Genomic DNA, 20,441 nt, shown 5'->3' with positions numbered 1-20,441 from the left:
ATATTAAAAGTATAAATTAAAAAGTACTCCTCCTAGTGCGTGACTTAGATGAGTATTATTTTAGTGGGACACTACAACTCGTTGCGTGTGCAGCATCCTCCCATCCGCTTCCATACGGATGATATATATTCCCGGCGACCAATCGGCAGTATTCACATTCCAGGTATCATGCAATTGCGAAGGAATTTCCTGTCCGATTTTTCTGCCCATGATGTCATACACGGCGAGACTACGATGTTCGTAAACATCAGTACCGTAATCAAAAGACACCGTTACTGCGCCCGAAGCAGGATTGGGGTACACGAGCATGGCGCTGGTGATCTCGTTGGCCATGCGCACACCGCCATCAGTCTTTGTAGTACTTGTATCTCCGGAACGTTCAGCTACCCATGGACAAAATGGAATGGATACAGAATCTTCGAGATAGCACTTGCTTCCGATTGGAAGCGTGAATACCATTTTCAGTATCATGTCACTTGGGGGAGGAAGGTACAAAGTGGTAAACGTCAGCGAGAGCAAATAAGGGCTAGTGCCCGTAAGCACTCCTGAAAAGAAACCAATGGGACCAATGTCGGTACCCGATGTAAAGGTTGTACCTGTGGGAAGACCGGCTACGGTTATGTCTATTGTGTAGCTGGCAGGATTGCCAGCAGTGCAGGTAAGCACTCCACTTACTGTGCCATTGCCACAATTGCTGCACTTATCTATAGAAAGATCCATATAGTCGGACGCCTCTTTACAAAGCCCGTTAGAGAGCCACCAATTATAGGAACCGTTGTGGGTGACACCATACGGCGCAACCGGGCTCATACTCCCTGAACTTAGCGGACTAGGGTTGCCTGCTTCCTGCCACTCCCATGAATCGAATATCTGGTTAGGAGGGCCATATAATATTTGCGGCAAAGATTCTACGCATACTGTATAACATCCCGAAGGGAAATACTGGAAAAACCAGGATGGCGGCGGCGGCACTGATACGGTATTACTGCTCTGGCAACCATTAATATCGGTAAACCATACCTCGTACGGTCCACCGGTATATATATTCGTATTTATTGCCCCCGCAGTACCATCGCTCCAGTTGAATGTGCCGGACACACCAGCCGAAGCATCAAGCTCTATCTGGTATGTGGCACAATCGATGGCAATAGGACCGGAAATTTTCGGCTGTTTCGGCAACTTGTAAATTTGGATCGTATCTGCAAGCGTATCTGTGCAATAAGGAACTCCCCCAATCATAAGGGTGCGCACCAACTGGTAAACGTAGGTTCCTGCCGGAAGCCCGCCGTCAGCTACCGATGACAATGTTCCGTCCGGGCTGCCGTCCCTGTACCATTCGTAAATAACGCTGTTTCCCACATATCCGGAAAGCCTGACGGTATCTCCTTCGCAATAAGACTGCGCTCCAACAATGCCCAAAGATGGTACTTTTAAAATGCCCACCTGTGTTGCCGGAAATGTGGTGAACTGGCACTGGTATGCTCCATACACCGTTAGCCAATATGCACCAGAAGTATCGACAGCAATGGTGTCAGACGTAGCACCTGTTGACCATAAGTATGATGTTGGCGTAGCAAACCCCGGTACAGAGGTGTACCCTAAAACCACCGGCGCATTATCTGAACATGCTACAACATTACCTCCCAAATCGCCACTTAAACGATTTCTTCGAACTTCAACCGTATCAACCGCAGTGGCTGTACAACCAATCGTATCTGTAACTGTCAAAGTCACCGATTCAGGGAGAGGATCGGGATCTGTTATATTCCATGTATAAGCCCGTTGAGGATTCGTTAGTAAACTACCTGATCCATCCCCGAAATCCCAATTATACTGAACTATACCGCCTGATGTAGTAGGAGTGAATGTAATTGGCACCTGTGAGCATATCGGCGACACCGCAGATGTGAAGGATGCTGTAGGCGCAGAAGGCAGGACGATGGTGTGTATGACCGAGCAGTTTTGGACAGTGGCAAGAGGATCCGACCCGTCAATGTAGTATACGTACTCCACGATCTGGTATGTTCCCGGCGCTAACAGAGCAACACTCAGGTTGGGCCATCCAGTTCCAATCATTGTTCCTGTGGTCATATTTATCCAATCAATACCAGTGATCAGATAACCCGGCAGGAAAGAAGAATGATCCTGTAGCAACACCGTATCGTACCCGCCGGTGCCACAATGCAACGAAAAGAGATAGTCTGCTACAAGCGGCACAATGACCCGCCTGTTGATACCCCTGCTGACATTGGGAGAGTCGCACGTATCGTATGGATTAACGGCGCTGAATACAAAATCATATATCCCCGGCACCATGCATACTACGTCTGCGTCAAGGCCCGGCGCTATAACCGCTGTATCAAGTACACCGCCTGACACCAAACCCCATCTCGGCGAGAGGCCTGTTGTAGTGCCGGCAAGATGCAGGGAATTACAGCCCGCAGTAATCGTCGCATTTAAAACAATCGGCTGCACTCCCACACATGTAATCGTATCACTATTGCAGGAGTCTGCATGCACATAATTTGACGTATCGAAACAGCCGTTGGCACAAGTTGCGGTAAAGCTGAACATTCCCGGTGTGTTCCCGTGGAATGTTGGTCCCGTTGCGCCGGTAACTGCCGTGCCGTTTTTATACCATTGGTAGGAGATAGTCCCCACATTATCCGTAACAGTACCGATAAATGCCGTGGTATCGCACGAGATTGGTCCAGTGGAATATGCATAAGCCACTGGACCGGGAAGTACGTCCTCGTAACCTCCCGCAACGCCGGAAATGGGGCAATGAAAAGTATAGTCTGGAAGAACGGTAACCTGTGCAGGATAAGAGATTATGCCTGTCGTAAGGTTGGGTGGATACACATGCGTTGCTGTGTTGGTCATCGTTATTAGAATCGGTGTACCATCACCAAAATTCCATGCGTAGCTAAGGCCGCCCACCGTGGACGTGAATGCCACTGCGCTTCCGGGGCATGTGGGATTCGGAGTGATCGTCAGCGTTACCGGAGGTGTCGGGGTGATGACTATATGGGCAGTGTCCGTAAATACACTGTCGCATTTATGCACGGTCAGTACTACGTCTGCCGTTGCAGGCGTTATTCCCGGAACGTTGTTCCACAGGATATGCGCTATAGGCGTGTGTTCGCCCAGGATAACACTTCCTGCCGTTGTCGGGTAAACTGTCCACTCGTACCATTCTCCGCGCGTAAAATCGGTATAGTATTTTATTGATGAGTTGGCGCATACGACAGTGTCGCCAATAATGTACGGATTGATAACTTCCTGCATGATATTTATCGTGTCAGACGGGCCGCTGCAATAAGGCGGGATCGTGCTCACCCTGCTTACTATCAGCATCATCGGACTGCCGCCAGACCATACCGCAGTTACCACTGGGCTGCCCGTAGATGGGATCACAAAACCGCCTATTGCCTGCCATTCATAAATGGTTCCCGGCACGTCGGAATACGCAGTATACGTGTACGCATAGTTAAGGCAGACAGTATCCTGCCCATGGACGCTATCTACGGCAGGTGGCGAGTTGAGCACATTGATGGTCAGCGGATCGGAGCAGAATGCGCCGGTAGCCGTAAGCAGGTATGTGCCTGATGCAGTGAAGGTATTGGTAAATGAGGTACCTGTCGCAGTTGCAATGACAGTTCCTGCCATGTCTGAAACTGTCCATGTGGCAGTAGCTCCGCCGATAAGGCTGTATGTTTCCGGGCTATTCGGGCAGACTGTCGTATTGCCTAATATAGAATCTGTTTGCTGCACCGTGATCGTCCTGAATACGTTGCCGCCGCACATTTTTATTTCGTTCTGGTACCATGCATGTAGCGTGTAGGTTCCCGGCGCAGGAAAGTTCACTACTAGCCGGTAATCATTGCTGTACATGACCTTGACACTCGGGAAGCCCAATACGCCCCACTGGTATTGGGTACCCGGCCAGAGCGGCAGCGTGTATTCATATTCCTTATCTGTACAGACCACGCTCGGTCCCGAAATTGGGGCGTCCGCGATTATAGGTATCTTTATTGTGGACGTATCAATGCATGCTGCGCACGGGTCGGTCACATTTACCGTGCCGAACCCGCCGCCGGAAGCATCCCATTGCACTACTATCGATGGCGTCCCGTTACCCGAGATTATAGAACCGCTTGTTACATTCCATGCAGGGGCACAACCGGAGGCGGGAATGCTGTAGGTAGCGAACTCGCTGTCACATACTGCTGCAGGGCAGGTTATCTGCACCCCCGGATCCTTGTGCAGGATCAGTACAAGCCTGAACGTATCGGAACAATTGCAGGCATTCCTTACCACTAGCGTCACCTGCGCGTTGATGCCCGCCGTACTGTATACGTGGCTTGGGTTTATCGACACCGACCCGGTACCGTCTCCAAAATCCCAGTGGTACGACACTATAGGGGAAAGCGGGTCGGCGGTGGAGAGGTTGGTAAAGTACACGGTGTTCCCGGCGCATACATTTATTGCGCTGGCCGTGAAATACGCGTGCGGCCTTTGTATTACGAGTATGCATGCGCTTGCGGTACCAATACAGTGGCTGAACGTATCGGTTACCGTAATGCTACCCATAGTTCCGGCAGCGGGCCAGAACACGTCAATACTATCACCATAATTCTGTACAATCGTCCCTCCGGCTATGGCCCAGGTATAGACACTGCCGCTCACGCCGTTTCCATAGTAGCGGACAATGGTACTGTCGCACACTTTTATGCAATCCCCGGAGCCTGAAATAATCTGCGGCCCTGCCTTTGTGCTGCTCAATGTCTGGCAGGCAACCATAGAATTCGTCGTGATGTACGGTGCTGTATTAACGCTCACCTGATGCTCCACTGAATACGGCCCGCAGGCACTAACACCCGTGTACCGTATCATGGTAGTGCCTGTCGAAATGCCGGTCACTACTCCCGTTACAACATCAACATCCGCTATTGTCGGATCGTCGCTTGTCCATGTTCCACCTCCTACTGTTGTATTCAGCGGGATCGTAGAACCCGAACATACCGAATGAGGTCCGAATATGGGAGGATCAAGCGGGATAACATTTATTAGTTTGGTTACCTGCGTAGTGCCGCAGGCGTTAGTCACGTCATAGGCTATGGTGGCAAAGCCAATCGAAACACCTGATACTACACCCGTAACAGCGTCAACGAAAGCAATGCTGGGATCAAGGCTCGACCAGACGCCGCCCGGAAATGCATTGAAAAGCTGGTCCGAGCCGATGACGCAGAGCGTATCAAAACCGGTGATAGGAGGAACAGCCGGAAGCGTTACTACTTTAAATGTAAAGATGGCCACGTTGGAGCAGAAACTGTCGTGAACCGTATAGGAGATAGTGACGACACCCAGTGTGATTCCGCTGACAGTACCAAAAGCATCGATGCTGGCTATTGTGGTGTCGCTGCTAGACCATACACCTCCTGGAACAGACTCTGCCAGAGGAGTTGTGCTGCCAATGCACACGCTATCTATACCACTTATAACACCAGAATCAGGAAGCGCAAGGATCGTTATAGGGAAAGTAAGGATAGCAGAGCAGCCAAACACGTTCGTAACTATATAAGAGATGGTTGTTGTACCAGCAGATACCCCGGTGACTATACCAGAACCTCCAACGCCCGCAATCGCTTGGTCATCACTTATCCATACGCCGCCTGTTGTCGTATCAGAGAACGGGAAAGAGCTTCCCACGCAAAGGCTGTCAATCCCGATGATCGGCCCCGGAACAGGATAGATCAGGATCGTGTCTGTAGCCGTTGTTGTGCAGCCCCATCCATCCGTGGCTATGACGCTGGCAACGTAGGTTCCACTCAGGGAATACGAATAGATAGCGGGGTTGAGGTTACTTGTGTCTGAACCTGCAAACTGCCAGTGCCAACCCGTTACCGTTGAAAAATAGCTGTTGCCTGTACCCGTAAATGTAATGTTCGTATTCGGGCAAACCGGATTGGGCGATGTGGCGATGTGGGCAGCAACCGAATCTACACGTATCGCCACCGAGCCGGAGCTGGCTACGTTGCAGCCAGTTGCATTGCCTAATATTACTGTAGGAGTGTAGATGCCTCCATGGGTATAAATATGGGAAATCGTGGATGATGACGTGTTGACGATGCTGTCGTCCCCGAATATCCACGTAACACTGTCAGCCCCTGTACCTGCTATCGTGGCAAAGTGTGCAGTAAATGGCATACAGCCCATTGTATCGTATGAAAAATCCCCCGAATAGCCGAACAAGGTTACATGCCCGTAGGCAGTGTCCTTGCAGCCCTGTGCATTGGTCACTATCAATTGCACAGTATGTATGCCCGGTGACGTATATGTTGCATTAGGCGACCGGATAATGGACGTATTGCCATTTCCGAAAGTCCATTCGGAATTGGAACCAGTTGCAGGAATACCCGTGCTGGTATTGGTAAAATAAACGGTCAGCGGGGCGCAGAGCGCAGTAGAATCGCTCATCGTGAATGCAGCGGTAGGATGGCTGACCGTTATTATCTTTTTAAAGCTGTCAATGCAGCCCCTGACGGTATCGGTCGTATATAAGGCTACCGTATAATTGCCTACCGTACCATACAGGTGCGACAGGGATGTAACGGTGCTGTTCGTCGCATCACCGAATGTCCAGTAGTAGGAACGGCCATCGCCGAAAGGAGATGTCGAAGTGTTAGTAAAGGTTATCGTGCTGCCCAGGCAGACTGAAGAAGGGCTGCTGAAATTGGCACGGACACGCATCACAGTATCCACATCGGGCAATACCAGCGTATCCTTGCACCCGATATTGTCGGTGACGATAAGCGTGTCGGTAAATATTGCCGATGTTATCGTATTGGGAATGGAATAGGTATGGACGACGGTAGGGGATGAGCCGGACACTGGCGTACTGCCATCACCGAATTGCCACTGGAAATTGGTGAAAGTAATCCCCGCAACGTCTGTACTTGTATTCGTGAAGGTAACAGGCAGCGGGCTGCAACCTGATATGGGCGACACGGTGAAATTTGCGACGGGCTTCGCCACGGTAATACTCCGGCTTGCAGTATCCCAGCACCCGTGAACGATATCATGGGTAACGATACTAACCGTATAGATACCTGTACTGTGAAAGGTATCTGTAAACAACGGGGCAACGGGCGTGGATGTAGCTGTATTGGCACCATTCACCAGCCATGTATAGACGCTGTCGGGTACACCGCCAGAGATATAAGGCGTAAAGTGTACCACCATATCCCTGCAGATAGCTGTATCATCCGCTGTAAATGACGGCGTGATCTGGTAAATATCGATAGGTACGCTAATGGTATTGCTGCAACCGCTGGCGATATTACGTACCCATAGTGTTGCTGTATTCGAAGATGCCGCAAATGTATGTACCAGCGTATCGGCAGTAGAGGTAGTAGCATCGCTCAGTGTCCACAGGACGGAATCAGCGCCTATCGAATTATTGTACAGCGTGACGGTATTGCCGCCAGCGCAATCGTAGCGCAATCCGATGATCGCAGCCGGAGAATCGACGATGACTGTGGCGGACGCAGTATTGCCCGAGCAGCCACCGTTTGCAATGGTAACCGTTACGTGATATGTTCCCGGAGTAGTGTAGCTATGCGGCTCACCGTCGCTCCCGCCGCTGTAAGGGGCGTTCTGGTATAACTGGCCGTCGCCGAAGTTCCAGAAATAGCTGGTCGAGAACCCGGAAGTCCTGATGGCAGTCAGGCCAACATCTGAACCCACGCATACATGGCTGGGCGAGGCGGTCAGCGATACCGTGGAAGGAGTGCCGACTGAAACGCCCGTGGTCTCAGTTGCCGTACAGCCGTTTGCCGTTGTTACCGTACATGAAAGGGCGTAGCTGCCAGCGGCAGTGTAAGTATGCGAAGGCGTGGCACCCGTCGAGGTGGCACTGCCATCCCCGAAATTCCAAGTGTAGGAAACTATGGCGAACGGATAAGGGCCAACGGCGAATGGAACCGTTGTTATCGCGCTTATGGAAAAGCTGCGTGTAAGCGGGACGCATCCCCCGTAGCCGGGAAGGCCGAAAACAAGTATCAGATCCCGTATGGTATCAACGTGCGTGACGGTGTCCCTGCACCCGTATGGGTTTATGACAATCATTGTGGTTGTATCTATCTTCAGCGTGTTGATATTCGCCCCACCTACCATCGCTACTGTGTCCAGCTCGGCGGACGTGTAGGTATTGGATATGGAGGTGCCCGTTCCCATTGCGCCGTCACCAAAATACCAGTTGACGGTATCGCCTGACGTGCCCGTGCTTGTATAATTGATCGTAGTTGATGGCGGGCATGGGCTGGCAGGCGTAGCGGTGATGCCGGACGACGGTACAGGCCATACCGTAACTATTTGTTTGACTGTATCCCTGCATGTCTGCCCGTTGTTTGTCGTCAGGCTTACGGTATATGTGCCTGAAGCTGTGTATGTATGCACAGGGCTGGTCAGGGTGCTTATTATGCCGTCACCGAACAACCACCTGTAGGTGTTGGTAGGTACGGTCGTAAAGCTTGTGTTGGTGAACGTGTCAGAAAAATTGGCGCATAATCCGGTATCAGCCGTAAATGAGGCATACGGTACGCTTATGGTAATTATCCTTGAGAAACTTTTGGTACACCCGTGGGCATCAGTAATTGTCAGTGTAGCGGTGTCACTTCCTGCAACGGTATAGGTGTACGTCGGTGAAGTGGCAAAGGAACTGTCACCGTTCCCGAAATGCCACAGAAAGGTGTAAGGATGGGTGCCGCCCGTAGATGTAGATGTGAATACCTCTACAGCAGGAGCCTTGCAGAAATAGGTGCGGGTAACATTGAAGCCTGCGTTGATAGCCGTATCACTGAAAATATATGCCGTGCGTGTAATTGAGGTATCACAACCGAGGGTATCGGATGCGATCAGTGTCACCGTATGGTAGCCGGGCTGCGAGTACACATACCGTGGGTTGGGATTGGTACTGGTATCTCCGTTCCCAAAATCCCACAGATAGGTTGTCGGCCCGAACTCTGTAGTTGTGTTGACAAAAAACACGGTGTCTGAGGCGCATACGGTCGTGCTTATGCTATGGAAACTTACGATTGGTTTGGGCGGGACGGTAATTACCATCGACATACTGTCGCTTGCTGTGCCGTAATAGGCAACCAATGTTACGGTATAAGTCCCGGTATAGTATAATGCAAGCGTATTGGTGCTGGTGGAATTGGGCGAACCGTTGCCGAACTTCCAGATATAGCTTGTAGCACCTGTTGAGGTATTCGTAAAATGCACAGGCAATGGTGTACAACCGGACGTATGGTCGGCGGTGAAGCTGGCGGTAAGTGCGTTTGCAGAGAACGCTGCAAAGGTCAATAGAAGCGATACGAAAAACTTACAGAATAACTTTTGCATACATACACGTTTGGAAGTGAATGATCTTTTTATGAAACAATAAATTGCATTATCAGATTTTATTATGGATGCCAATGTACAAAACAATAATTGATAGTTTATACGTGAAAAAGACCCCCATGACGATTTTTTAAGGGTGTTGGATTATTACCTTAAAAAATATTTCTTTAATTATTATTTATGGACAAAAAAAGCTAATGCGCCAGTATAATCAAAGGGATCGCACTTGTATGTTACAAGGAAACTGCTTGTGTTTTACAAGAAATTCGTATTTTACAACGCAATTAAAAAATAGCCACCATTTATGCATATAGGTCGTAACATAAGCAGGCTGCGCAGCTTCCGTGGCATCAAGCAACTGGATGTGGCGAAAAGACTGAAGATGACCCAGCAGAATTATAGTTTAATTGAGAATGCGGAGGAGGTAGATGATAACCTGCTATCCCGCATAGCAGCCATTATTGACTTCCCTGTAGAAATGATAAAGGATCTTGATAATTCAAAGGTGCAAAGCATCTTTAATTCAGGAAGTATAACGGACAGCATCTTTTACCAGAATAATCCTGTGGACAAGATAATCGAACTTTACGAACGTCTGTTGAAGGAGAAGGACGAAACAATCACTATTCTGCAAAAAGACAAGAAATAACAACAATATTCATCGTCGGTGTTTGTCGGCTTATACTCTATCGTACCTTCTGTATAGCTGTAGCGGTGTTAGGCAATTCTCTTTTAATTTCCCGGTTAATCGCCCTTAATTTTATTTCACTTTTTTCACTGAAAGGCAATATCCGGGCATATTCCCCCTAATTCCCCCGCAATTAAATTTATAATATTTTGATTGACGCTGTCTTGTTTTATTAATGATCCATCGTCCTGAAAGATGTTGTTTTGTATTTACAATTTCTGTTTGATTAAATTTGTTCGATGAAAGAGAGCAACCAAACGGAACCCCTATCACGCTTACAGATATTCAACCGGTTACTTATGAAGTTCGATGCGGACTATGACCAAATGATCCGTAGTTACAACCATGCACAGAAAATAGAGATAACCGAGCATTTGTTACGTGCCATCGATTACATTATTAACTATGTACAATCTAAGGATGCAGGTGATTGGGGGAAATATGCCGATGCTGAAACTGAATTGCTGAAGAAATACAGAAGCGACCTCCAACCGTATGCAAATGCACAGCTATACAAATATTTCGACTTCAGGCGGGTACTCGGGGCTAAAGACATTATCCCGCTGGAAACGCTGAACGCTATGAAGAGTGCGCAGGAGCAATCTTTATCCGATGAAGAAATTGGGCTGTTCCTTGAAGACACGAAACGCTCGTTATCCAATGCACTATATTTCCTCTACCTGTCGGATAAAAAAGAAGCGGATGAACCTATTACGTTAAACGACAGCATAGCGGTAACAGATGAAACCGATAAGGATATTACAAAGGCAAGGCAGCTGTTAGCCATTTACTATTTCTTAAAAGCATCTTTAGGCATAGAAGGGCGGGATAGTAATTCGTCGAGCTGTATAGCGAGGTTTGTCCACCTGTTGACCGGCACAAAATTCACTACGATACAGAACTCCGACATTTATAAAAAATACCTGCAAATGCCTAATTATAAGACGGACGGCAAGCTGATAGAGGACTTGAAATTCATTCGCCCGTATTTCATAGACTTAGGATTGGAAAGTGGTGTAAAAATGATAGATGAAGAAATCCAAAGAGCTATAAAAGAATTACCGTTTAACGAAAGGAAAAAATACAAAGACTAACCTTCTGACACTGGATTATCGTTTAACGTAACAATAAGGAACGCATTTTTACAGTGCTTCCTTTTGTTACGTTAAACGGTTGCTGTAAATACCTCCAGCAGTATCAACAAGCCTTAACGCATATTTTTTTAAAGAACAGCATCCAAGACCACCAAAGCTGGTTGGTACGTCTGTAAGCAATAGAAGAACAGGCGAAGAGAAGGCATTGTAGCATCCACCCTTACGTATATCGGTTACCTCTATCACTCCTATGTTGATTTGATAAGAAACTATTTCCTCCTACAAGAGTAGTTGAAAATTACTGTAACAATTCAAAATATAGCCGTTTTACGGTTAAGTAAGCAAGGAGGTGTAACTACAGCTGTGTGAGGCATACCGCCAAATATCCCCTCTTAATTTCCCCGTCAATCGCCCTTAATTATCTTTCACTTTCTTTCTCTGGAAATTGTTGACTGTCCATATTTCCCGTAACTCCCCCGCAATTCCCGTTTAGACAATACCTGATCCTGAATACGGTTGACAATATTTTCAATTGGGCTGCATATGCAGTACCCTCTGGCGGTATAATTACCGTTTAACGTAATTGTCGTTTAACGATAATTACGTTAAACGGTAGCAACATTTTTTTTTCTTGGTTAACGTTCAGCTAGTATAAAATAGGTACCCCAATAGGGGCATCCAACCGCTTTTACGGCACCCATCTTTGTACCAACAAAACGATAATTGTATGGTACATAATACAGCAACCAAGTCCCACACTGTACACCTTGACATCCTGATGGACGTACTCAGCATCCTCTTCGACAACGAAATCGCATTCACGGTAGAAGGTATAGACGATGATGAACAGACACTGCTCATCAGGACACATACAGACAAAAAATCATCCCATCATAAAGATGCTATGGAAAACATCAAAATACTTACCTCGGACTACAGTTTCTACAGGTATAGTTCAGATGGGCAGAGTGCCGGGCTGGACATTGATATTGAAGGCAACGATGACTAATTAAAGCAAACGACATGGATAACCAATCTAAAAACTGCACGTACTGCCATAGTCCGTTCGTTGGCTGTAGAAGCACAAGAAAATACTGTTCAGACAGGTGTAAGCAAGCGGCATTTTACAGCCGTGCTGCGCAGTCAACTGGTTCATGTAACGGCATTACTCCACTTGACAGTAACGAGCGAACGGCTGAGGAGTACAACAATATCAAGGACACGGTACCGTTAGGCTTCCCAACAGATAAAACAGACATTGTACGCCCTCTGCCACTTTACGAGGAACAGCCCAATGATAAAATGACGTTTGACGTTAAAAAGGGTGATGGCCAGTCGGATAGGGGCCGCCGTTCTGAAAGCAATCATGGATATGGTGCGCCCGCATTATATGGACGTAAAACAAAGCCAGTAAAAGAAGAGCAGTATAGGTGGGTACGGTCGGATTTCATTGATGACATCGGTGATTACACAAATACCAATGATATGGCATCCCATATGTTCCAGTACCCTAACAAATACTGGTACAGCTCAGACATCGAGAAAGTTAAGTGGGTAAGTATCCGCTTCCGTTGTATTATAGAAAACCTGCTGCGGCTTGACAGGACAATAGTTGAGCGTAAAACGCTTATCACGCTACGGGAAGCGATAAACGCTATGGTCGCTTCACGAAATTTTAAAAGCATCCCTGCCAACTATCCCATGAAAAATGAAGTGGTTGAATGGCAAAAAAATATCGCACGAGCAGCCAAGAACGCTGACAGGGAAGTGAGATTTAAGCTGAGGACAGAAAACAAAGTAAAACTTATCTGCCTGCGGTTCCAGCTTGCCGATATAGTTCCATTCATAAAATTCTCTAACCTGGACTTTACAAAATAGACTATGGATATCAAAAAAACACGGGCACCACCATGATCCCTACAAACGGGCAATGAAATAACTGAAACTAAAAATTCAAAAGATCAATATGAAAAAGACGATAACAACAAAGCAATTGGAAGTGCCGATGGATGCATTGATCGCAGTAGCAGACCTGCTCATCGAGAATGAGATCCCCCATGTCATCGTAGCTACAGATGAAGAAAACGACATGCTGACCGTCGAGGTAGAATATGACAAAGACCAGAGGGAAGTCATCCATGAAATAGACGACATTATCGATGACCATCTGGAGGACGATGATGATGAGGAGGCCGAGGAAGAAGATGATGATGATCGTAATTGATCGGGGGTCAACATTGTTGGTAGTATAAGGGCATAAAGGGGATTTTATCTTCTTTATGCTCCATTTCAAAAGCGTGAAAACTGGAGATGTATGGCAAATGAAACAAGAAATGACGACAACAGTGCCGGGCAATGGCTGAGGGGTTTTAAAGGCTGTGAACACTATACGGACGAGGAAGCCGGGGAGATAGCTGACAGCCTTGATTTACTGGCGGCTATCCTACTCGAAAATGCGGCACAGAAATTGCATTGTAATATATATAGCAATGAAATACAGCATAAAAAGCCAAAAATAGCAGCATGAGCACATTATCAACCTTTTCCCGTTTCGCTAAAACCGGGCATACCCAACCGCTTCATAAGGACATAAAGGCAGCAGTAGTTTATACGAGGGTGTCGGGCAAGGAGCAGTATGACAAAAACCTATCACTGGAATGCCAGAAAAAGGCAATAGAAGAGTACGCCCACCGTTCAGGGATAACAATAGCGGGGTATTTCGGTGGTACTTATGAGAGTGCCAAGACAGACGGTCGTAAAGAGTTCCAGCGGATGCTGGAATTTATAAAGAAGAACAACGGCAAGGTATCTCACATCCTTGTATTCATGCTTGACCGTTTTAGCCGTACGGGTGGCGGTGCGATAAAGCTGGCTGAAGACCTCCGCAATAAATACGGGGTAGAAGTGTATGCCGTTGCACAGCCGACTGACACTTCCCACCCGAGCGGCATATTCCAGCAGAACATCCACTTTATCTTTTCACAGTATGACAATGAGCTGCGTAAGCAAAGGGCATTGACAGGGATGAAAGAAAAATTCAGCCGAGGTATATGGATCGCCAAACCGCCGATAGGATATGACGTAGTTAAGATGAACGGGGTAAGGAGCATAGTCGTAAACGGCACTGGCAAGAAAATACGCAAGGCGTTCGTATGGAAGAGCGAGGGGATGAAAAATGAGCAGATACTCGAAAAGCTCAGGAGCATGGGCATACCATTAGCCAAACAACACCTGACTAAAATCTTTAAAAATCCATTTTATTGCGGTTTGCTCAGCCATGCGATGCTTGAGGGGAAGATTGTCGAGGGTACACACGAAAAACTGATTTCACAGCAGTTGTTCTTAGCCGTCAATGAAATCCACCAAAGCAACCCCGGATATGGTGTATCCCATAAAAAGCAGCAGGACGACATCCCGCTGAAAGTATTTGTCCGTTGCAGTGAGTGCAATACGCCCTTTACAGGGTACATAGTGAAGGCAAAGAACCTTTGGTACTACAAATGCCGGACAATAGGCTGCAAATGCAACAAGAGCGCAAAAGAAATGCACGCCATGTTCATAAAAATGCTTGAGGGTTATAACGTCAAGGCAAACCTAAAAGAGCCTTTATTAAAGAAGCTGGAAAGTAAATGGAACGAGATCAACAAGGAAAGCTACGAACTTGAGGCCAGTTACAAAAAGCAGCATTCCGAGGTTAAAGCTAAAATAGAGAATATAGAAGAAGGGTACTTTGTTACGAAGGAAATGGGCAAGGCAACCTATGACAAATTCTTTGTGCGGTACACCAAGGAACTTCAGGAAATAGAAAAACAGATGTCCGGTTTGGCTACTGGCATTTCGAACCCGATAGCGACCTTGCAGGGAGCAGTAAACTTATCGCTGAACCTCGCTACAGAATGGGCTTCCAGCGATATTGGGCATAAAGAAAGGCTTCAAAAACTGGTATTTCCTCTCGGAATTGTCTATAACAAGAAAAATAAGGCATTTCGAACTGAGAAAGTAAATTCCGTATTCTGTGTTATTGCAAGCCTGTCAAGCGTTTCAGGCAGAAATGAAAAGAGACAAACAGGGGTTGATTCCTGTTTGTCTCCCTCGGTGCGGCAAAGGAGATTCGAACTCCCATGCCCGTTAAAGGCGCTACCACCTCAAAGTAGTGCGTCTACCAGTTTCGCCATCGCCGCATCTTTATTACTGAGGTAATCCCTTTCGGGAGCGCAAATATACGCACCCTATCTCAAAAAAGAAAAACTAACTTAAATTTCAACTAATTGAAAAATTCAACAACAATTGTCGAATTGTCAAATTGCCGAATTACCAAATTATCCCGGTATCCTCGCAATATACGTCGCCAGTTCCTTCATCTGCTCCACTACCTGTGCGTTCTTAGACTTACAGGCTTTAGCCTTGTTGAAGTATATTTTGGCATTACGGAAATCGCGGCGCTGTATGCATATGCTCGATAACTGCATATAGGCTGTCGCTTCATTGTCCTTATCTGGCAGGCCAATAGCTACTGATTTCTTCAGATTTTCAAACGCTTCCTTGGTATTCCCCTTTCTCATGGCTATTGCGCCAAGCTGCAGGTATGCTGTGCCTTCATATTCCTTTTCTGGCATGCCGGTCTCCAACCCCTTACGAAGCTGAGATTCTGCAAGGTCCAGGTCATCGCCCATGGTGGCAAAATTGCTCTGCAGCATATAGTAGCTGCTACGTACAGGCTTATAAAGCAGTTGTGGGTACTTTACCTGCTTCAGCAGTTTCTGAGCCCCTTCCATATCTCCACTCTCCATAAAACCCTGCAATAAGGTCATTGGGCCTATCATAAAATGCGCCACAACCATTATAATAGCAACAAGAAAAGGGATCCAGGCTATCCACCAGGTTACTTTAAAACCCACTAGAAAACCCAGTGCCAGCAGTGCCACTGCAATGGGAAGACGGTAACTAACTATAAAGTGTCTGAAATTCATAATATCAATTGGGCGGCAAATATACCGCAATTTTGATAGTAAGAAATAGACCACAGTCAGTAATGACAAAAAATTAGCATAGTAGAATACTATTAAAACACATGGTTTGTACTAAGTTTGCTCTTTGTTGTGGAAAGTAGGGGTAGGTACGCCTGTTTACCACCACTGTCGTAAAATCATAATTATTATAGAATGGATTGGTTCGAAAATTGGTTTGGTTCCCCCTTTTACAAGATATTGTACCAAAACCGGGACGAATGTGAAGCGCATGATTTTACGGTAGAACTGATCAACCATATCAAGCCTGCTGCCGGTAGTTCCATGCTCGATATAGCCTGCGGCGAAGGTCGCTTTGCTATTCACCTGGCCGAAATGGGCTACGATGTTACGGGCATAGATATATCGCCGTCCAGTATAGAGCATGCAAAAGCACATGAGGCCGACAACCTGCACTTTTATGTACAGGATATGCGCTTCCCGTTCTATATCAACTATTTCGATTTCGCCTTCAACTTTTTTACCAGCTTCGGCTATTTCAAATACGACAGAGATAACCGCATGGCTGCCCGCGCTTTTGCCGGCGCACTTAAAAAAGGTGGAATATTAGTGATAGATTACCTCAATTACCGTAAAGTGCTCAAAGGCATGGTTACCGAAGCCAATATTGAGCGTGGCGGTATCAACTTCCACATAAAGAAGCGCATTGAGAACAAGCACATTCTAAAAGACATTGAATTTGTCGATCAGGAAGGATTCCCTCGTCAGTACACAGAGAAAGTAGCCACATTTTCATTGGAGGATTTCAGATTGATGTTTGCAGACGCGGGTATGACTATGCTCGAAACTTTCGGTGACTATAAGTTGGGCCCATATGATGCAGAGGAATCTACACGAATGATCATGATATTTAAAAAGGATTAATGCCCAATAGCCTTCAGGATACCATTCTTTATTGGGATCACATAGCCTGGTACTATGTGAACATTCAATGGCGCACCCCCTTGCTCGACATGGTAATGCCCTTCCTGAGAAACCAATGGTTCTGGGTCCCAGTGTACTTTTTCTTTGCCGTGTTTATGCCGTATAAGTATGGTAGGAAAGGTGCCATGTGGTGCTTGCTATTCTTTATTTCTTTCATTATATCAGATCAGGTAAGCGCAGCACTCCTGAAGCCAATTTTTCATAGACTCCGCCCTTGCAATAATCCCGCCCTTTCAGATATCATACATATCATTGTTCCCTGCGGATCGGGCTATAGTTTCCCTTCCTCTCATGCCGCTAATCATTTTTCCATCAGCGTTTTTACAGGCATAACGTTAGGCCGGTACTATAAGTGGGTATGGCCCGTCGTTATATTATGGGCTGCTGTTGTTTGTTATGCCCAGGTCTACGTTGGCGTCCACTATCCGCTCGATGTCACAGTAGGGGCTTGTATTGGTATCTGTGCGGGCACTTTAACCGGTAAATTGTTTAACAGGTATTTTGACCTTCGATCCAAGCCGCTGGAAGGCCAATAAATCACTGACTACTTGGTATTTAAGCGATGTATCTACCTCATAAATTGCCTATTATTGTACCCTTAATTCTTTCTATGAAATATTCACTACTCCTCTTAATTGCAATTTGCGCACTCGCATCATGTAAGACCCCGCCCCTTGTTATGGGTAAACCGCTAACACAATCTGGCAAACCATATATCACAACAATCAATACGGGCAAAATAGAAGCGGGTGAAGTTAAAACAGCAGATACAGTCATTATTGCCGATAACCAACGGTATCCAAGAAGCCTGGTAACGGGCTACAGCGATGGTAAAACTGAATATGTTCACGTTGTAAAGCCAACCAATGACTTTGCAAAAAAGGTATATTCCGGTCGTATAGATGTGTATCAGTTTGTACTGAGAAATACAGTTATTACGCCTGTAAATGGCATTGGGGGCGGTTCTCATCGTATAGATAAGGAAACAAGTAACATTATGTACATGAGTACACCTGCATCTCCTGCAATTATGCTTATCAACTATAAAGACCTCAAGCAAATAATTCCCGCTGAACATCCAGCCAACGAATGGCTGGTGAAGTACAACAAATGTGCACGTTCACAACATGCCCTCAGGTGTACATATGCAGGGGCTATGGCAGCAGGTCTGATTGGTTTGGCTATTAATAGTAAAAAGAACGATGTGGCTGTCAATGCCATTAGCGGATCTTTAACCGGTATTGGTCTCGTCGGTTGGATAGCCATTGGATTCTCCAAGGAAAACAATAAGTTCAAGCTGCAGAAGGCAATTGCGGTATATAATGGCGCTGACTATACCGCCAAACCATAGAGTAAATCTCATTATTTTGAACAGCACATAATTCCCATACCTGCATACCTGCAGGTTTTCACATTTTTCAATTCGTCATTTTCATTGCCAAATTGTCGAATTCAATAAACTACCTTTGTGCTCTCATGGAAGGAAAATTTCAATCAGGATTTGTCAATATATTCGGCGCCCCTAATGCGGGTAAATCAACCCTGCTTAATCTGTTATTAGGTGAAAGGCTGGTGATCACTTCATCAAAAGTGCAGACCACCCGTCACCGTATTTTAGGCATACTTACCGAAGACAATTACCAGATCGTCTTTTCCGATACCCCGGGTATTATTGAGGCTAAGTACAAGCTCCATGAGAAAATGATGGCACAGGTAAAGAGTGCTTTAGAGGATGCGGATATAGCCATCATTGTGCATGATATTACCAAGCCAATGGAAGAGTTGAACGATCTCATGGCATTGATAAAGCTAAAATCTCCTGCTATATTATTACTCAATAAAACAGACCGTTACAGCGGCGATGTTCCTTTGGTCGATCTGTTGGCACAATATGCAGCTGCTTACCCTAAGTGGGACATACAACCGATTTCTGCTAAAACAAAGCACAATACCGAAAAGATATTACCCCTTATACTTGAAAAATTACCCGAAGGGCCTCCATACTATACCGGTGATAATATCTCCGATCGTAATGAGCGCTTTTTTGTAAGCGAACTGATACGCGAGCAGATCTATACCCTCTATGAAGACGAAATACCATACCATGCAGCGGTAAACATTCAGGCGTTTGAAGAGAAGACCACACTCACTGTCATCAAGGCAGATATAGTGGTAAGTCGCGAAACGCAGAAGATGATATTGCTGGGTAAAGGTGGTTCTATGATCAAGCAACTGGGTATCAATTCGCGTATGTCTATAACCGAGTTCATAGGCCGCAAGGTGCACCTGGAGCTGTTTGTAAAAGTACGCCCGCACTGGCGCGACAATGAAAACCACCTGCGCGAATATGGATATAACGCATGAGGATAGGGTAGTCATTCAGCCGCTTTCCCCCGATTGGTATGGTCACAAAGTTGCAGCGCTTCATATGCTGCGCTTAGACCTTGTACATCCCATTGTCAGTGGTAATAAATGGTACAAGCTTCGGCTCAATATCATGTATGCGCAAGACCATGGCTTTAAAACATTACTCACCTTTGGTGGAGGCTTCTCCAATCACCTCATTGCTACTGCTTACACAGCCCGTAAAGCCGGCCTGGCCTGCATTGGGGTAGTGCGGGGCAAGTATCCTGTACTTACACCTACACTGCAACATTGTGTCGACGAAGGCATGCAACTCATCTTTGTTACCAAAGAAGATTACGAGAAGCAGGGTGAACCTGAATGGGAGCAACAACTAGCTGCGCAGTTTGATGAATTATACATAATACCCGAAGGTGGCGATAATGAATGGGGCCGCAAAGGGGCTGGGCTTATAAGCAAATTCATCAAGCACGATTATACGCATATTGCCCTTTCAGTAGGCTCGGGAACCACACTCACAGGTATCCGAAATAAAACAAGTCCGGCACAGCATATAATGGGCTTCGTGCCCATGAAGCAAGGCAACTATCTTACTTCCCACATAGAGCCGCACCTCGATCCGACACATAACACCAACTGGCAACTTTTTGACGAATGGCACTTCGGAGGTTTCGGTAAGTGGAACGATGAATTACTCTCGTTTATGAATGATTTTTACAACACAAACAACATTCCCCTCGATATCATCTATACGTCAAAAATGATGTACGGCCTTCGTCAGCTAACCAACGAAAACCATTTTCAACCCACAGACAAGATCTTATGCATCCATACCGGCGGCCTGCAAGGCAATGAGAGTGTACAGGATAAGTTGTTTTACTAACTGTTATCGGAAATGCGTGAAATTCGAATCTGTGTTTTATAATGAAAACCAAT

Annotated in this window: 14 protein-coding genes, 1 tRNA gene and 1 pseudogene; 12 read left to right on the top strand and 4 right to left on the bottom strand. The window is 46.4% G+C overall.

Going from position 1 to position 20,441, the window contains the following annotated elements:
* Positions 1-60: 60 nt before the first annotated feature.
* Positions 61-9,408: a PKD domain-containing protein gene (locus CJD36_RS17700; protein ID WP_133162696.1), complete on the bottom strand. Its 9,348-nt coding sequence runs from the start codon at positions 9,406-9,408 to the stop codon at positions 61-63.
* Positions 9,409-9,712: 304 nt separating this feature from the next.
* Between CJD36_RS17700 and CJD36_RS17695 the strand changes: the two genes are divergently transcribed.
* Positions 9,713-10,057, top strand: a complete 345-nt coding sequence (locus CJD36_RS17695; RefSeq protein WP_105040532.1) for a helix-turn-helix transcriptional regulator — start codon at positions 9,713-9,715, stop codon at positions 10,055-10,057.
* Between the two features lie 338 nt (positions 10,058-10,395).
* A complete protein-coding gene (locus CJD36_RS17690) occupies positions 10,396-11,190 on the top strand; it encodes a hypothetical protein (protein ID WP_133162695.1) in 795 nt (264 codons plus the stop codon).
* Positions 11,191-11,256: 66 nt separating this feature from the next.
* On the opposite strand, the gene CJD36_RS23055 is transcribed toward CJD36_RS17690, so the two are convergent.
* A complete protein-coding gene (locus CJD36_RS23055) occupies positions 11,257-11,436 on the bottom strand; it encodes a hypothetical protein (protein WP_133162694.1) in 180 nt (59 codons plus the stop codon).
* A 481-nt stretch (positions 11,437-11,917) separates the two neighbouring features.
* On the opposite strand from CJD36_RS23055, the gene CJD36_RS17685 reads away from it, so the two are divergent.
* The 5 genes and pseudogenes from CJD36_RS17685 to CJD36_RS24025 all read left to right on the top strand — a co-directional run.
* Positions 11,918-12,199, top strand: a complete 282-nt coding sequence (locus CJD36_RS17685) for a hypothetical protein (RefSeq protein WP_105040530.1) — start codon at positions 11,918-11,920, stop codon at positions 12,197-12,199.
* Between the two features lie 14 nt (positions 12,200-12,213).
* Complete coding sequence (locus CJD36_RS17680; RefSeq protein ID WP_105040529.1) at positions 12,214-13,068, top strand: hypothetical protein; 855 nt, start codon at positions 12,214-12,216, stop codon at positions 13,066-13,068.
* An 88-nt stretch (positions 13,069-13,156) separates the two neighbouring features.
* On the top strand, positions 13,157-13,414 hold the full coding sequence (locus CJD36_RS17675; RefSeq protein ID WP_105040528.1) for a hypothetical protein: 258 nt from the start codon (positions 13,157-13,159) through the stop codon (positions 13,412-13,414).
* A 90-nt stretch (positions 13,415-13,504) separates the two neighbouring features.
* Complete coding sequence (locus tag CJD36_RS17670; protein ID WP_105040527.1) at positions 13,505-13,717, top strand: hypothetical protein; 213 nt, start codon at positions 13,505-13,507, stop codon at positions 13,715-13,717.
* Positions 13,714-14,541 (top strand): annotated as a pseudogene (locus CJD36_RS24025) (recombinase family protein); the annotation flags it as partial. The gene CJD36_RS17670 and the pseudogene CJD36_RS24025, both read left to right, overlap by 4 nt.
* 745 nt (positions 14,542-15,286) lie before the next feature.
* On the opposite strand, the gene CJD36_RS17660 reads toward CJD36_RS24025, so the two are convergent.
* Positions 15,287-15,371: transfer RNA gene (locus CJD36_RS17660), tRNA-Leu, on the bottom strand.
* A 138-nt stretch (positions 15,372-15,509) separates the two neighbouring features.
* Complete coding sequence (locus CJD36_RS17655) at positions 15,510-16,160, bottom strand: tetratricopeptide repeat protein (RefSeq protein ID WP_105040526.1); 651 nt, start codon at positions 16,158-16,160, stop codon at positions 15,510-15,512.
* A gap of 192 nt (positions 16,161-16,352) precedes the next feature.
* Between CJD36_RS17655 and CJD36_RS17650 the strand changes: the two genes are divergently transcribed.
* From CJD36_RS17650 to CJD36_RS17630, 5 genes are all read left to right on the top strand, one after another.
* Positions 16,353-17,081 (top strand): class I SAM-dependent methyltransferase, encoded by a 729-nt coding sequence (locus CJD36_RS17650; RefSeq protein ID WP_105040525.1) that lies wholly within the window; start codon positions 16,353-16,355, stop codon positions 17,079-17,081.
* Complete coding sequence (locus tag CJD36_RS17645; protein ID WP_105040524.1) at positions 17,081-17,677, top strand: phosphatase PAP2 family protein; 597 nt, start codon at positions 17,081-17,083, stop codon at positions 17,675-17,677. Before CJD36_RS17650 ends, CJD36_RS17645 begins: the two co-directional genes overlap by 1 nt.
* A 143-nt stretch (positions 17,678-17,820) precedes the next feature.
* Entirely contained in the window at positions 17,821-18,492 is a 672-nt protein-coding gene (locus tag CJD36_RS17640; RefSeq protein WP_105040523.1) for a hypothetical protein, read from the top strand.
* Between the two features lie 125 nt (positions 18,493-18,617).
* Entirely contained in the window at positions 18,618-19,505 is an 888-nt protein-coding gene (gene era / locus CJD36_RS17635; protein ID WP_105040522.1) for a GTPase Era, read from the top strand.
* Positions 19,468-20,388, top strand: coding sequence for a 1-aminocyclopropane-1-carboxylate deaminase/D-cysteine desulfhydrase (locus CJD36_RS17630; RefSeq protein WP_105040521.1), 921 nt, complete (start codon positions 19,468-19,470; stop codon positions 20,386-20,388). Before era ends, CJD36_RS17630 begins: the two co-directional genes overlap by 38 nt.
* The last annotated feature ends 53 nt before the right edge of the window (positions 20,389-20,441 follow it).

Origin of the sequence: Flavipsychrobacter stenotrophus (assembly GCF_002954265.1) — a bacterium.
In the GTDB taxonomy this organism is placed as follows: Bacteria; Bacteroidota; Bacteroidia; order Chitinophagales; family Chitinophagaceae; genus Flavipsychrobacter; species Flavipsychrobacter stenotrophus.
This window is presented reverse-complemented; position numbering and strand designations above follow the sequence as displayed.